This is a genomic window from Ruegeria profundi, from assembly GCF_020171505.1.
Lineage (GTDB): Bacteria > Pseudomonadota > Alphaproteobacteria > Rhodobacterales > Rhodobacteraceae > Ruegeria > Ruegeria profundi.
In genome coordinates this window covers 1-14251 of record NZ_JAIUZS010000009.1, presented here as the reverse complement: position 1 = coordinate 14251, position 14251 = coordinate 1, and the positions used below count along the sequence as shown (strand labels likewise).

The window sequence follows — 14251 nt, the reverse complement described above, 5'->3', positions numbered from 1 at the left end:
TGTTGTGTTCAACGAATTCAGATCACGTAAGACCGCTTCCAAGTCGAATGTCCTGACACTGGAACGGCCAATTGAAATGCCCCTCAAGTCAAAAGAGGTCGCCGAGCCTGTAGACACTGATCTGCAGGCGCATCTGGAACTCAAGAGCCGCTTACACGGTGAACTTCTGGACCGGCTCAATCTTTCGGTTATCGACAAGGTCGAGCGGTCGGAACTGAAACGCCAAATTGCCTCTCTGGTGACTGGTTTGATCGAGGCTGAAAAGCTGCATATGCGGTCCGAAGCTTTCACGGGTCTGGTAGATGAGCTCATCCACGAAGTTATGGGACTAGGGCCACTGGAGCCTTTGCTGGAAGACCCAACCATCAACGATATTCTCGTAAATTCGTATGACCAAGTTTATGTCGAACGCTTTGGACTTCTCGAGGAGTCCACTGTCCGTTTTCGTGACGAACGTCATCTTCTGCGAATTATCGACAAGATCGTCAGTAAAGTCGGCCGGCGCATTGACGAGTCTCAGCCTTGGGTTGATGCACGCTTGGAAGACGGCAGCCGTGTCAATGCAATCATTCGGCCCTGTTCCGTCGATGGACCAGCTCTGTCAATTCGCAAGTTTTCTCGTAATCCACTGACAGTTGAGAAGCTTGTTGAACAGGAAAGCATGAATGATCAGGCGGCAAGACTCCTTGAAGCCCTCGTTGAAGCAAGGTTGAACATTCTCATTTCTGGTGGAACCGGCTCCGGTAAAACAACCATGCTGAACGCAGTGTCTTCATTTATTGATGGCAAGCAGCGTATTGTGACCATCGAGGATGCAGCCGAACTACAGCTTCAGCAACGCCATGTCGTTCGCCTGGAAACCCGCCCGCCGAATTCGGAAGGGCAAGGTGTTATCACGCAACGCGACTTGGTCCGCAACGCACTGAGGATGCGCCCTGACCGCATCATCGTCGGGGAGGTTCGTGGTTCGGAATGTTTTGACATGCTTCAGGCCATGAATACAGGCCATGATGGGTCGATGACGACCGTTCACGCAAACTCGGCGCGTGATGCGTTAAGCCGGGTCGAACAGATGGTCACAATGCTTGGCGCTGACTTGCCTATGAGAACTATCCGCTCTCAGATCGCTTCAGCCATACAGGTTGTGCTCCAACTCACCCGCCTAAGCGACGGCACCCGCAGGGTCGTCAGCATTTCGGAAATCACCGGCATGGAAGATGAAACGATCACCATGCAGGATATTTTCGTCTTCAAGCGCCGTGGCAAGTCCGAGGACGGTAAAATCCTAGGAGAGTTTATGCCAACGGGTATACGACCAAAGTGCTTTGACCAATTGATCGCCGCGGGGGTCGATGTGGATACCAACATGTTTATTCATAAGGCACCGTCATCATGATAGACCTACAGCCAAATACACTGAACATTCTGCTGTACATTTCGATTTTCCTAGGCATTCTATTGGTTTACGAGGGCGTGGCGCAATTTCTTTTGCGCGGGGAATCCTCTAACGAGGCCAGAAACCGCCGCATGAAAATGATCCAGGGCGGCGCTTCTACCGATGAGGTTCTGCAATTGTTGCGTGACCCAGCAATGATGGTTTCTGGCGAAAGACTCGGGCTGATCGCCCGGCTTCGTCGCCTGCTGGCTCAGGCTGGCTTAACGATCGGACCAGTGCCGGTTCTGTTTGCCATTGCCTTATTTGCAGCTGTAATCTTTGTTGCCGCTTCCCGCTTTATCTCACCGGGACTGGCGTTGGTTCTGAGCATCACTGTGGCCGTTGCATTTCCAGTAATTGTGTTAGTGGCAATAAAAGACGCCAGAGCCGAAAAGCTGACCAAACAGCTGCCAGATGCCTTAGATCTGATGGCCCGCGGCCTAAAAGTAGGTCATCCCGTCGCTGTTACGGTCGGAAATGTGGCGACCGATCTGCCGGATCCAATTGGCTCGGAGTTTGGAGTCATCCAAGACCAGATCAACTATGGCGACGATGTCGCAACGGCGTTTCGGGACTTTGCGAAACGCGTTGGAACCGAAGATGCCAATTACCTGGCTGTCAGCATCGGGATTCAGCATGGAACCGGCGGCAATCTTGCCCGCATTCTGAACATTCTGTCTCAGGTGATCAGAGACCGGCAAACCATGCAGAAGAAAATCAAGGCAATTTCTGCCGAGGGCCGGCTGAGTAGTCTTATTCTGACGTTTCTGCCGGTATTCATCTTCCTTTCGATCCATCTGACTACGCCATCATTCTACGGCGATATTCAAAGCGATCCGTTGTTCCCATACTTTGCAGGCGCGATCATCGGTCTGACTGTAATACAAGGGCTCATTCTCAGACGGCTCGTTAGTTTCAAGTTCTAATCTGGAGCGGAGATATGGAATTCATTCAAGACATTCTGGGCGACCAAGATCTTCCTCAGCAGTATCTATTGCTGGCCGGTATCGCCGTGAGCATATTCTTTGTGGTTATGGGCATCTCAGGGATGACCGCAAGCGACAACACTGCGGCTCGCCGGATGCGTGTCGGTTCTGTGGCCGGCGGGCATGGCGCGGATTTTGACCTCATCCAGGGGGATAACAGCGATCCGCATGGGTTGCTTAAGGCATTCATCCCTGCTTCCAAGCGTGAGCGCTCCAAAATTGGCAGGCAACTAAAACAAGCCGGAATTCAGGGTAAATTTGCCATTCGCTCGTTCTATTTGTTTAGGGTGGTATTGGGTTTCTTGCTGCCAGCCGCTTTTGTAATCGCTCTCGCGCTACCGCTTGAAACGCAGGTACAGTTACGCATTGCCAATTTACTGCAGGGCATCACATGGGTTAATGCGCTGCAGATTGTCACAGCTTTGATGGTGGCCGGCTTTTATGGACCTGCCATTTGGCTGCGGTACCGGATAAAAAAGCGGCGTCGGGCGATCGAACACAGCCTTCCGAATGCGCTCGATTTGTTGCAGGTCGCGATCGAGGCGGGATTGGGCTTTGACGCTGCCATGGTGCGTGTGTCGCATGAAATGGCCCGAGCAGCACCGGAAATTTCGCAAGAGTTCACCATTCTTCAACTAGAGCTTCAGGCAGGCAAGGAGCGTCAAGCCGCGTTCATGGATATGGCGGATCGCGTAGGCATTGAAGAGGTGCACTCCTTCGCAAACGCGCTCCTGCAGTCCAATCAGTACGGGACCAGTGTCTCGGTATCGCTACGCACTTTTGCAACCGAAATGCGCCAGGACCGCGAGCTTCGAGCTCAGGAAAAGGCCAACCGCCTTCCGGTTCAAATGTCCGGCGTCATGGCTCTGTGCATGATGCCTGTTCTACTAATGGTTTGTCTGGCGCCAATGTTAATCCGTTGGATCAACATGTATGGTTGATGTGCGAAGAAAACTATCGGGACCAGTTAGAAAAGTAGCGTTGAGGCTGGCAGGAGGCTTTCGTGGCCTATGTTCGTGACTAAACGATCGACAACCAAGTACTTTAAACCTGTCCGAGATCATTTGTCTTGCCGAGAAACCATGTTTCTGAGCGTGCCCGACTGAATTGGTCCACCGTAATGATCAGGAAACGGGAGTGATCAACCCCACCGGAGTGGTCCTTCTAAGTTGATAGTGAATGACCCGCCTTGGGTTCATCGGGGCGAACGGTTCCGGGGCTGGCGGGCGGTATCTTTGAATCTGTGGCTCAGGCTGTGGATGGTAAGCTCTTTCTTTCCGGTGCTTCTCTCAGTGTCTTCATCATAGAAGCAGAGGCTGCATCAGCGCCCCTATCTTGGCAACGTAAGGCGGGCTGACTTCGAAGAGCGGTCAACCGGATCTCTTGAAACAATCCGTTGAAACGTAGCAATACGAGATCACTGCCTAGGGGGGATAGCAGATTCGCAACCTCTCCTTTCAACTCGTTGATCTGAATACCCGTCGAGCCAAGCAAAGTAGGGTTTAAAACCTCTCGCGCAAAGCTTTCAATGTTGCCGATAGACTTCAGGATATCTTTCGTCTTCTCGTGCAGGATCACATGACTGGCCTAACATGTTTACCTCAATGTTTCATTTGTCAAAGACGATCAGCTATCGAGGCCCAGCATGGATTTTACAGCGGCCTCGACTTCATCGGTCACCGGTTTGTTAGCTGCGTTTTCCAGTGCTTCGCGCTCAATCTGCGGCTGGTTTTCGACAGCTTCGGCCAATTCGTCGATTTCTGCTGCGGCATCGTCGTAATCAATCGCAGCTTGTCTTTCTGCATTCAGATCATCTGCCGCATCGACAGCTTCCTGCAACTCGTCATTGGCGGTCTGAAGCTCTGCTTCAATATCGGGGTCTGTCCCTCCGGCATCGGCAAGAGCGTCCTCCAGTTCGGTCACGCGATCCTGCTTCTCCTGGACATCTGTCAGAGCCGCTTCGAGATCTTGTTCAATTTCGGAAACTGGCCGGTCCGGCGGCGTCATTCCATCAAGCAAGGCCTGCTTTTCTTCTAGCTCCATGCGCAACTCATCCCCGGCTAAGACCGCATCTCGATAGGCGGCGATGCGGCCAACGCGGGAATTCGGCGCGGCATTCTTCAAGGCGTTTTCGCTAGCGTTGGCAGCATTCAGCGCCCCTAGTTCTGAGGGGTGGGCACCCAACAAAGAGGCCATTTTATTCCCTGTTGGGCGCATGGCCGGGCGGGTCTTTTTGGTCACCTCAGGCTTTGGCTGGGCCGTGCGCGCCACGCGCACGGTTTTGGTCTTCTTCTTGGTTTTCTTGCCGCCAAACAGGTTCTTCAAAGAAAACGTTTTTTCTTTAGAGGACTTTGACTTTGTACCACCTGCGGTGGAAGATTTGCGGCCCAATTTTCCGGCTGCTTTCTTGCCGTCGTTCTTGGACGCGCCGGGTTCGCCGCCTTTGCCTTTACCTTTCCCGGCACCGTCGTTGCCTCCGCCTTTGCCGTTTCCACCACCATTACCCTTCCCGCCACCGTTTCCCTTGCCTTCCTTCGCGTATGCGGCATCTGGAAATGCGATCGTGCCGACAATCGCGGTGGAACCCAACAGGGCAATGGCAATGGCGGTCGCTTTCAACAGTCCAGTCGATTTGGTTTTCATAATGGTCCTCGATCGCTTGCAAGTTCTTCTGTCGCCGCGATGTAAAATCAGCTGACACGGAAACCCGGCGTCGGAAACAGAATCCAACGCACCGATCTAAACCCATCATCATTGAACGCACACGTAACTGGCTGTTCATCACAGGTTCACATTCAAATTGGTAGATTAGACAGGCATTTATGTAGTAAAGACTGATCGGGATGAAAAAGCTCATTGTCCTTGCGTTCCTTTTTGCCTTTCTCCAACCAGGTGAGGGGCAAGCCGCCGCGCGTGAGTTGAAGCAGTCCGAACTACGCAAGGCGACAACCTCCGGTAGCGCCATCCGGTTAAACAAAGTCATAAAAGGTGTTGAAAAGGTCTTTGGCGGAACGCCGGTAGACGCGCGCGCCTTTCAGGCTGACAAGTTGTATTATCGCATTCTGGTCAAGAAACCGAACGGTAAAATCATCAGTGTTATCGTCAACGCCCAGACCGGTGTGGTCGTTTCGAACCGGTCCAGCGTCGGGCGGCAAATTTCCGAAGCAGCGCGATCCGCTTCTGATAACTCTGTCAATGCCAATTCGCGGGGGAAATCCGCAAATCAGGGCAACAGCGGAAACAAAGGAAATTCCGGCGGCAACGGCGGTGGCAACTCTGGCGGCAATGGCGGTGGCAACTCTGGCGGCAATGGCGGTGGCAACTCTGGCGGCAATGGCGGTGGCAATTCCGGCGGCAACGGCGGTGGCAACTCCGGCGGCAACGGCGGTGGCAATTCCGGCGGCAACGGCGGTGGCAATTCCGGCGGTAAGGGCGGTGGCAAAAAGTGATGGTTAAACAACCATCCACGCGCTTATAACTCCAGAGTATGAGAATTCTACTGGCAGAAGATGAACCACACCTCTGCGATCAGATCAAAAAGCTTCTGAACGCCGAAGGCAGGGTGGTGGATGTTGTCCATAACGGGCTCGAAGCTCTGCATCTGGGTGCGACCGAACCCTACGACATGATCATTCTGGATATCGGCCTGCCTGAGCGCGATGGTGTATCGGTTCTGCGTGAATGGCGCGACTCCGGGGTCCAGACTCCGGTCTTGATCCTTACGGCTCGCGATGGTTGGAGCGAAAGGGTTGATGGTCTGGATGCCGGAGCTGATGATTATATGACCAAACCGTTCCACATGTCCGAGTTGGCTGCGCGCGTTCGCGCCATTCTGCGGCGGCAAAGCGGGCAGATGAATCCGGTAATCGAAATGGGACGCGTCACTCTGGACACCCGCAACGGGCGGGTTACGGTCGATGGCGTGCCGGTCGACCTAACAGCGCAGGAAATTGCCGTGTTGACCTACCTGGTCCACAATACTGGGCGCCTGATCTCGAGAACCGAGCTGTCCGAACATATCTACGAATACGATGGCGACCGGGATTCAAACACTATTGCCGTCTTCATAAACCGCCTGCGCAAAAAGCTGGGCTCCGACCTGATCAAAACGGTTCGGGGCCGTGGATATATGATTGATTCAGCCTGATGTTGTCACTGCGTCAACGGGCACTGCTGGGAGGGATCGCATCCGGTGCCGTGTCTGTGACTCTGGGCACACTTGCAGTGTTCTCCTATATCAATGACCGGGTCTCGGACCGGTTCGACACCGCTTTGCGCGACCGCCATACGCAGCTGGTGGTGGGACTGAGCGTCACCACTCAGAACCCCGATGCACTGCGCGATCTAATGTTCGACCCGGCCTACGGCACGCCCTATTCAGGGCGGTATTGGCAGGTCAGCAGTGACGACGGAGAGATTTATACTTCGGCGTCGCTGTTTGACGGGATCATCGCCGAACCACACGGCAGCCCGGATGTACAGACGCTCTGGAACACACAAGGGCCGGAAAATGAAACCCTGCGCAGCGCCTTTCAAAAGATCACCTACGAAGACGGTACGGTCTGGGGTGTCAGCGTCGCCGAAAGTCGGGCGCAGCTTGTGGCCGAGCGTCGTGCTGCGCAGAAAAGCCTGTTGCCTGTGTTTGCCCTTGTTGGTCTGATTGGAGTGGCCGGATCGCTGCTCCTGATGTCGTTCATCCTCGGTCCGCTGCAGAGGCTTCGCAGCGATGTGGCGCATCGCTGGGATCGGGACGACGACCTCGAACCGGGTGACTATCCTGAAGAGGTTTCTCCCTTAGTTGATGACTTGAACAAGCTTTTGCGTCGAAACCGCGACATAGTGGCGGGGTCGCGCCGACAGGCGGCGGATCTGGCACATGCACTCAAAACCCCCGCCGCCATTTTGCGTAACGAACTGGTTACCCTGTCCGAGGCCGGAGCTGCGACCGATATCGCACAGGAAGCACTGGATCGGATTGACGCTCAGCTGAGCCGGTCACTGGCCAGGCTGCGGGCGCTGCACACCGCGGACCTGACTCATTCCCGAACCGATCTGTCAAATTCCATCGATCGATTGGCTCGCTTGTTTACTACGATAGCGGATCGCGAAGGAAAGACGCTGGAAATCAACCGAGACCCCGATCTCTGGGTGCGCATGGACGCACAGGACATCGAAGAAGTTCTTGGCAACTTGCTCGATAACGCAGTCAAGTGGAGCAGACGGTCAGTACGCCTGAAAGCCAACCGTAGACAAGATCACATCCAAATCCGTATCGAGGATGACGGCCCCGGAATACCGCTACACGCTCACCGCGAGGCCCTTCGATCCGGGGGGCGGTTAGACACCTCTGTCACAGGCAGCGGTTTGGGATTGGCAATTGCAGTCGATCTGCTTGCTGCCTATGGCGCCCGCTTGGATCTACGAACATCCGCGTCGCTGGGCGGGTTGGAATGCCGGGTTGAAATCTCGACCTGAAGAAGCGCGAAATTAGCTTTTCAGAGCTTGCGAGACCTTTTGGCAGCGCAGGGTGTGATGGTCATTCGGAAAGCAATCCGGCTGCTGGTCAATCGATTTGGACATCATTTCTCGGACTGCCTGTGCCGGGATCGGCCGCGACCGATCGACAGGTGGTGCCTGGATGAAGTAGTGATTCCTTACAAGAAACACTGGCTGTGGCGGGCGATCGACGTAAATGGAGACGTTCTCGATATTCCCTTGCAAACGCGCAGGAATACAAAAGCGGCAAAGCGGTTGCACCAAAGACTGGTTTCACAGTTTGGCGAACCAAGGGTCGTCATCACAGATGAATTACGCAGCTATATCTTTCTGCCGCCCCCGCCGTTATCAACTCACCAACCACCACGTCCGCAACTATGCGTTTAACCTCTGGGCCAACTACGCTGCCGGGGTGGCAGTATGAACCAGTCTGTGCCAATATTTCAGTGGTTGTAGAAGACAACTTGGCAATTGCGCTTAGCGAACTCAAGATTGTTCATCTTGCGTTAACATTTGGTTCATTTTCAGTAATTTTGTCGCCCAATCATTTCCCAAAAAATAACGAAATTCTTTCCTAAGGTGTCTTCGAAACTTGGATGCTAGCCGGAGAGCGCCATGCTAGATTTTTTGCCCCCGAAAGGTACACCGCAGTTTGGTCGTGACGAGAGCGGTTCACTTACCATTTTTGCCCTCTTCATGTTTTTGATCATGGTCGCCACTGTGGGTATTGGCGTGGATTACATGCGTTTTGAGAACGAACGCACAAACTTGCAGTACACACTGGACCGGGCTGTTCTGGCCGCTGCGGACCTTGATCAAAAAGCCGAGCCAAAATCCGTCGTTCGTTCATATCTGGAAAAGAAGGGCCTTTTGGAAAATGTGACCAGCATCAATGTGGTCAACAGCGCAGGTTATCGCGAGGTGTCGGCAACTGCCATTTCCGAGTTGCCGACCCAATTCATGCACCTTTCTGGCGTCGATACAATGACCGCACCCGCGGCTAGCACGGCTGAGGAAAGCGTTGGTTTGGCCGAAATCTCAATAGTCACGGACGTCTCGACCTCGATTGATCTGCCAGCATTGAAAGAGGCTACGAAAAGCATCATCACGCAGATTGGAACGAAAAACGGGACTTGGAGCAACGAGATTTCATTTTCACTGATCCCGTATTCCAGCCAGGTCAACGCTGGCGCGGATCTGCTGAAATACTATAATCTGGACCGTTTCCATAACCACTCGCACTGTGTCAACTTTATTGATAACGAATTCAGCCAGCCTGAACTTTCACTGACGAGAGTGCTGGAACAAACGGCTCATTTTGACCCTTACACCGAGACAAAAGAGCCGATTGAACATCCCGTCTGCCCAATCCGCCCCGGATCGGCGATCCTGCCGTTTCAAAACGATAAAACGGTGCTTCATAACTACGTAGACGGCCTCACCAAGCTCAGCAATCCAGTGGCGGATGAGGACTCGGGCCTGGACAATGGCGCGAATTGGGGCCTTGTCCTGCTGGACCCGGGCACACGTCCGGTCATCAATGCCCTCGCCACCATCGACAATATCGTGCCGGATACATTCAGGGACCGCCCCGTGGCTTATAATGGCGACGTCCTGAAGGTTCTGATCCTTGTTTCCGATGGGGACAATACTGACCAGCACATGCTTAACCCGTCGATGCGCACCACTATGTCAGATATCTGGTACAACGCGGAAACTGATCGTTTCTCGGTCTACCAGTCGAACGGCAACCCCAACTACTGGTGGCCGCACGACAATAGCTGGCAGGACCACCCTTACGGAAATGGAGACACGCGTTGCACGGGTAAAAGCGAGAGTACGTGCGTGACAGAAGACGAACCCGGCAAAGCAGTACAATTGTCCTACGTTGAACTGCTGAACATGGTGTCTTTGGAACACATCGAAAACAACATCTTCACCCATTCGCCAAGCGCCTATGGTCAGTGGGAAGGCAAGGCATTCAGCAAGAAAAATGCGGTCGCCAAGGATCAGCGCACCAAACACGTATGCAAGGCCGCCAAGGATCAAGGGGTGATTGTTTTTGGTGTCAGCGTCGATGCCCCGGTGAATGGCCAAAAGGTACTGCAAAACTGCGCAAGCTCCGCAAGCCATTACTATGAAGCATCGGCCCCTGAGCTCAAAAACGCCTTTACTTCGATCGCGTCCTCCGTCCGTATGCTGAGGTTGACACAATGATGCGTAGGTTGATTTCCGCTTTGAACAGGTTCCGCCGCCAAGAGGACGGAAACCCGACCGTTGAGTTTGCTATCGTCTTCCCAGCGATCATGTTGTTGGTTCTTTCGGGGCTAGAGCTTGGCTTGGTAACATTGAAACACGCGCAGCTTGAGCGCGCCGTTGACCTGACCGTGCGCGACATTCGCCTGAACACCGGTGCTAATCCACAACACGACGACATCAAGGCTCTTATTTGCAGCCGCGCCGGTTTTATCAGCAATTGCGAAGCCAACATGCGGCTGGAGATGATCCGACAGGATCCTTTTGCCGCTATGACAGTGCCCACCAATCCTGATTGCACTGACCTCTCCGAAGTGGCTCGCCCGGTGCGGACTTTCCAAAACGGCCTAGAGAACGAGTTGATGGTTCTTCGAGCCTGCGCCAAGATCAACCCCGTTTTCCCAACATCCGCAATGGGCAAGGCTCTGGTCAACGAGGAAGGCCAGTACGCCCTGACCGCTACAACTGTCTTTGTACAAGAGCCGAGTTAGTATCATGATTAAGCGAATTCTGACCAATGGCCTAAAACGTTTCCAAGCAAAAGAAGAGGGCTCAATTTCTCTCGAGGCAGTCCTCATTACCCCAATGCTTTTTTGGACTATTCTTGCAGGGTATACGTTTTTCGAAGCCTACAGGCAGAGTTCTTTGAACATAAAAGCGACCCATACGATTGGCGACATAATTTCCCGCGAAACTAGGGAAATCAACAGCGTTTACATTGACACTATGGAAGAAATGTTCAGTTTGATCGTGACCAATCAGTCTGATCTGAAATTCCGAGTATCGTTGGTTTTATACGATGAGGCGTCCGACAGCCACACGGTGAATTGGTCAGCAATACGCGGTGGGTATACCGAGAAATTGACGAACGCCAATATTTTGCAATATCGGGATGCTCTGCCCCTGATGTCAGATCAGAATACTCTGATCCTGGTTGAGACGTCCAATACGTTTGTCCCACCCTTTAAAGTTGGCTTGGGCAACATCGAACTGAAAAACTTCGTTGTCGCCCGACCGCGCTTTGCAAATAACATTAAAGGTAACGTCTAAGGCGGTTTGCCGTTGGTGAAAGGCGTCGCTCTGCCAAAAGAGGCTGTCACGAGGCTCCCACAGAGTTAAAGCTGGGTGATGGTAGGCTCTGACATGTGGCATATCCTTTTCTCAGCAGAGAATTGCGGCGCGTGAACAACGCCATGATATGTCGCCCCTCAGGGCCATCACCAGCTTTCAAAAATTACTTACGGCTTTCGGGAGAGCACCCAATTCTGGCGTGAGTTGCTGCTCGACCTCACGTGGCGCAGCAAGGCCCATGCGCCCGATCTTGCCATTTGCTATGGCGCCTTGGGATCATGGGCGCCCTTTCGGGAATTTTTAGGCAGCGCGCGTGAACAACGCTGTTGGGTCCACAAAACCGGGACCCTGCTTACAGAGATGCCAAAATCGGCGCAGTCTAAAGTCAAGGGCCACATGCACGACATCTGGCAAGCCGGGACGAAGGCGGACGCGGCCTTCGATTTTTCTTCGTCGAGCCCTGTGGGGCGAAACACGATAAGGTAGCGGCCAAGCTGGTCGACGACCGAGACGTCCTGCTCGCCTACTACGGTTTTACCGCCGAACACTCGAAGCAAATCAGAACGATCATCCCAATCGAGAGCACCTTTGCCGCCGTCCGCCACCACACCGTCAAGACCAAAGGCTGTCAAAGCTGGAAAACCGGGGCGGATGTCCGAGATGCGGACTTAGCTGCCACTCGCAATACTGCGGGACGTTTGGTCCGGGTGAATGTCTGCAAAGCGGACATTTCTGTGTTTTTCTTTGTGTCCAACAATCCTTAGCCTATTCTGGCAGCAACCCGAAATGACCTTCATCGGCTACCCACTGGATTAAGCAAAATGACAAAGCATATCGTCTATCATATCCCTGTTTGTCCCTTCTCTCAGCGCCTTGAGATCCTGTTGGCGCTGCGAGGTCTGCAAGATGCTGTCGAATTCCGCGTTGTTGACATCACGAAACCCCGCGATCCGGAGCTCCTAAGAAAAACAAGAGGAACAACCGCTCTCCCAGTTCTTGAAACTTCAGAAGGTCAGATCATTAAGGAAAGCCTGGTTATTCTACGATACCTTGACGAAGTGCTTCAGGGGCCGAAACTACGGCGCTCTGACCCCGGCGAACACGCGGTGGAGTCGATGTTGATCGCCAAGGAGGGCCCATTCACAATGGCAGGCTATGTCTTTGTCATGAACCAAGACCAAGGGCAGATAGCCGCGCATAAAGAAAAGCTGCTTGCTCTATACCGCGATCTCAACGACTTCTTGCTTACACACAATCCGGATGGTGTATTCCTGTTTGATGATTTTGGATTGGCCGAGGCGGTTTTCACGCCGGTTTTCAAACGGTTCTGGTTTCTTGACTACTATGAGGGTTTCGAACTTCCGATTAGCGACGAGTACGCCCGGGTCCATAATTGGAGGGCTGCTTGCATGGCCCACGAGGCGACCGATCAAGTGTCGGAAGAAGAGATTATAAAACTTTACTATGATTACGCGTTAGGTGCTGGGAATGGCGCACTAGCGGAGGGTAGAAATGTTTCTAGCTTCACGTTTGAACCTCATTGGAAAACCAGACCCATGCCTCCGCGAGACAAGTATTCTGCATCGGCTTCAGACGAGGAGCTTGGCTTGGTGATTACGAATGCGGGCCATGGTCAATCCAACATAAACCAGATTTAAGTAAGCCCAAAGCCCTACTGACACTCGTCATTGTTGGAGACCCGACCTGCGCAAGTCGTTTTGGGAGTTTAGTGCAAGCTCTCCTGTTCGCTTTTCTGCCTGCGGATCAAAGGGATGGGCCGCTAACAAAACCGCAGTGGAACGGCGGAGTTTTTGGATTTGCTCAAAGTAATGTATGATTTGATATTGTTGGGACGCTAGACGGACTATTTCTTTGTTGATCGGTTCGCTCCCAACTTTTGGGGGGACAAAACATGCAAAAACTACTTGTAGCTATTTCTGCCATTTCTTTTCCGTTTGCCGTCATGGCCGAACCAAGTTTGGAACGAGGTGAATATCTCGTCCGAGGACCCGCGGCGTGTGGAAATTGTCATACACCACAAGGACCAAACGGACCTGATATGTCCAACGAGTTGGGCGGCATGATGGTTGAAAAAAACGACATGATGGAAGCCTGGGCGGCCAATATAACGCCGGGTAGTCGCATTGTGGATTGGAGCGATGAGGACCTCGCCCGTGCGATACGCGAAGGTATCCGCCCGGATGGCACAGTCATCGGACCGCCTATGCCAATCGGCTTGTATCGCGGACTGAGTGATGACGATCTCATGTCTATGGTTATGTTTCTAAGAACAATACCTGAAAGTGGAAATGAGACGCCGGTTTCAACGTATGGCTTTCCGCTTCCTCCTGACTACGGCCCACCGATTGATACCGTTTCGGCACCACCGCCAGGCGCAACTGTCGAATACGGTGAATACCTCGCCGGACCAGTCGCGCATTGTACGGAATGCCATACAACATTTGGACCCAAAGGTCCCATGTTTGAAACTCATCTTGGTGCAGGAGGGTTCGAGTTCCATGGACCGTGGGGGGTATCCGTCGCTCCCAATATCACGAGCCATGAAGATGGGTTGGTCGCATATACGGATGAAGAGCTGAAAACCATGATCGTTTCGGGTGAACGCCCAGACGGGACACAAATGCAACCGCCGATGGGTTACGCCTACTATGCAACAATGTCGCCCGAAGACCTTGAGGCTATCGTGATGTATCTACGCACCATTCCTCCTCTACCTAATCCTTAATTTTTCTTATGGAAAATCGCTAGGACTAGCACACCCGAACTCAGCTTTGCATTCGGCTTGCTAGGCCGCTGAACGGAATACACCTTGCTGTCCGCTTTGGGCTCGACTCGGTCATCCGAGTCTTTTTATCAGATGACGGCTTGTCTGCGTTAAGCGGCCATTATTCCACTGGACTTGTGGCCCAAACGGAGCGGTACTGTCTGTGTAGCGACGCACCTGTCGCCGCGTGCCGCCTTCTCCGCCCGGGCTTCCGGGCTCTCC

At 53.2% G+C, this 14251-nt stretch carries 12 protein-coding genes and 2 pseudogenes; 13 read left to right on the top strand and 1 reads right to left on the bottom strand.

The window, feature by feature from the left end:
- The first annotated feature begins 4 nt into the window (after positions 1–4).
- Genes LCM21_RS18060 through LCM21_RS18050 form a run of 3 tightly spaced genes read left to right on the top strand, consistent with a single transcriptional unit; the run spans position 5 to position 3362 of the window.
- On the top strand, positions 5–1396 hold the full coding sequence (locus LCM21_RS18060) for a TadA family conjugal transfer-associated ATPase (protein WP_224891845.1): 1392 nt from the start codon (positions 5–7) through the stop codon (positions 1394–1396).
- Positions 1393–2361, top strand: a complete 969-nt coding sequence (locus tag LCM21_RS18055; RefSeq protein WP_224891844.1) for a type II secretion system F family protein — start codon at positions 1393–1395, stop codon at positions 2359–2361. The genes LCM21_RS18060 and LCM21_RS18055 overlap by 4 nt, the downstream gene beginning before the upstream one ends.
- Positions 2362–2375: 14 nt before the next feature.
- Positions 2376–3362, top strand: coding sequence for a type II secretion system F family protein (locus LCM21_RS18050; protein ID WP_224891843.1), 987 nt, complete (start codon positions 2376–2378; stop codon positions 3360–3362).
- Between the two features lie 685 nt (positions 3363–4047).
- On the opposite strand, the gene LCM21_RS18045 is transcribed toward LCM21_RS18050, so the two are convergent.
- On the bottom strand, positions 4048–5064 hold the full coding sequence (locus tag LCM21_RS18045) for a hypothetical protein (RefSeq protein ID WP_224891842.1): 1017 nt from the start codon (positions 5062–5064) through the stop codon (positions 4048–4050).
- A gap of 200 nt (positions 5065–5264) precedes the next feature.
- On the opposite strand from LCM21_RS18045, the gene LCM21_RS18040 reads away from it, so the two are divergent.
- The 10 genes and pseudogenes from LCM21_RS18040 to LCM21_RS17995 all read left to right on the top strand — a co-directional run bounded on the left by LCM21_RS18040 (position 5265) and on the right by LCM21_RS17995 (position 13990).
- Positions 5265–5870, top strand: coding sequence for a PepSY domain-containing protein (locus LCM21_RS18040; RefSeq protein ID WP_224891841.1), 606 nt, complete (start codon positions 5265–5267; stop codon positions 5868–5870).
- A gap of 38 nt (positions 5871–5908) precedes the next feature.
- Positions 5909–6568, top strand: coding sequence for a response regulator transcription factor (locus LCM21_RS18035; RefSeq protein ID WP_224891840.1), 660 nt, complete (start codon positions 5909–5911; stop codon positions 6566–6568).
- Positions 6568–7896, top strand: a complete 1329-nt coding sequence (locus LCM21_RS18030; protein ID WP_224891839.1) for a sensor histidine kinase — start codon at positions 6568–6570, stop codon at positions 7894–7896. The genes LCM21_RS18035 and LCM21_RS18030 overlap by 1 nt, the downstream gene beginning before the upstream one ends.
- 30 nt (positions 7897–7926) lie before the next feature.
- Positions 7927–8241 (top strand): annotated as a pseudogene (locus LCM21_RS18025) (DDE-type integrase/transposase/recombinase); the annotation flags it as partial.
- A 291-nt stretch (positions 8242–8532) separates the two neighbouring features.
- On the top strand, positions 8533–10134 hold the full coding sequence (locus LCM21_RS18020; RefSeq protein WP_224891838.1) for a TadE/TadG family type IV pilus assembly protein: 1602 nt from the start codon (positions 8533–8535) through the stop codon (positions 10132–10134).
- Positions 10131–10664 (top strand): TadE/TadG family type IV pilus assembly protein, encoded by a 534-nt coding sequence (locus LCM21_RS18015; RefSeq protein ID WP_224891837.1) that lies wholly within the window; start codon positions 10131–10133, stop codon positions 10662–10664. Before LCM21_RS18020 ends, LCM21_RS18015 begins: the two co-directional genes overlap by 4 nt.
- Positions 10665–10668: 4 nt before the next feature.
- Complete coding sequence (locus tag LCM21_RS18010) at positions 10669–11223, top strand: TadE/TadG family type IV pilus assembly protein (RefSeq protein WP_082677592.1); 555 nt, start codon at positions 10669–10671, stop codon at positions 11221–11223.
- Between the two features lie 162 nt (positions 11224–11385).
- Positions 11386–11891 (top strand): annotated as a pseudogene (locus LCM21_RS18005) (transposase); the annotation flags it as partial.
- Between the two features lie 174 nt (positions 11892–12065).
- Entirely contained in the window at positions 12066–12902 is an 837-nt protein-coding gene (locus LCM21_RS18000; protein WP_224891836.1) for a glutathione S-transferase family protein, read from the top strand.
- Between the two features lie 401 nt (positions 12903–13303).
- The gene (locus LCM21_RS17995; RefSeq protein ID WP_224891835.1) at positions 13304–13990 is read left to right on the top strand and encodes a c-type cytochrome; all 687 of its coding nucleotides are present in this window, start codon (positions 13304–13306) and stop codon (positions 13988–13990) included.
- Positions 13991–14251: the final 261 nt, after the last annotated feature.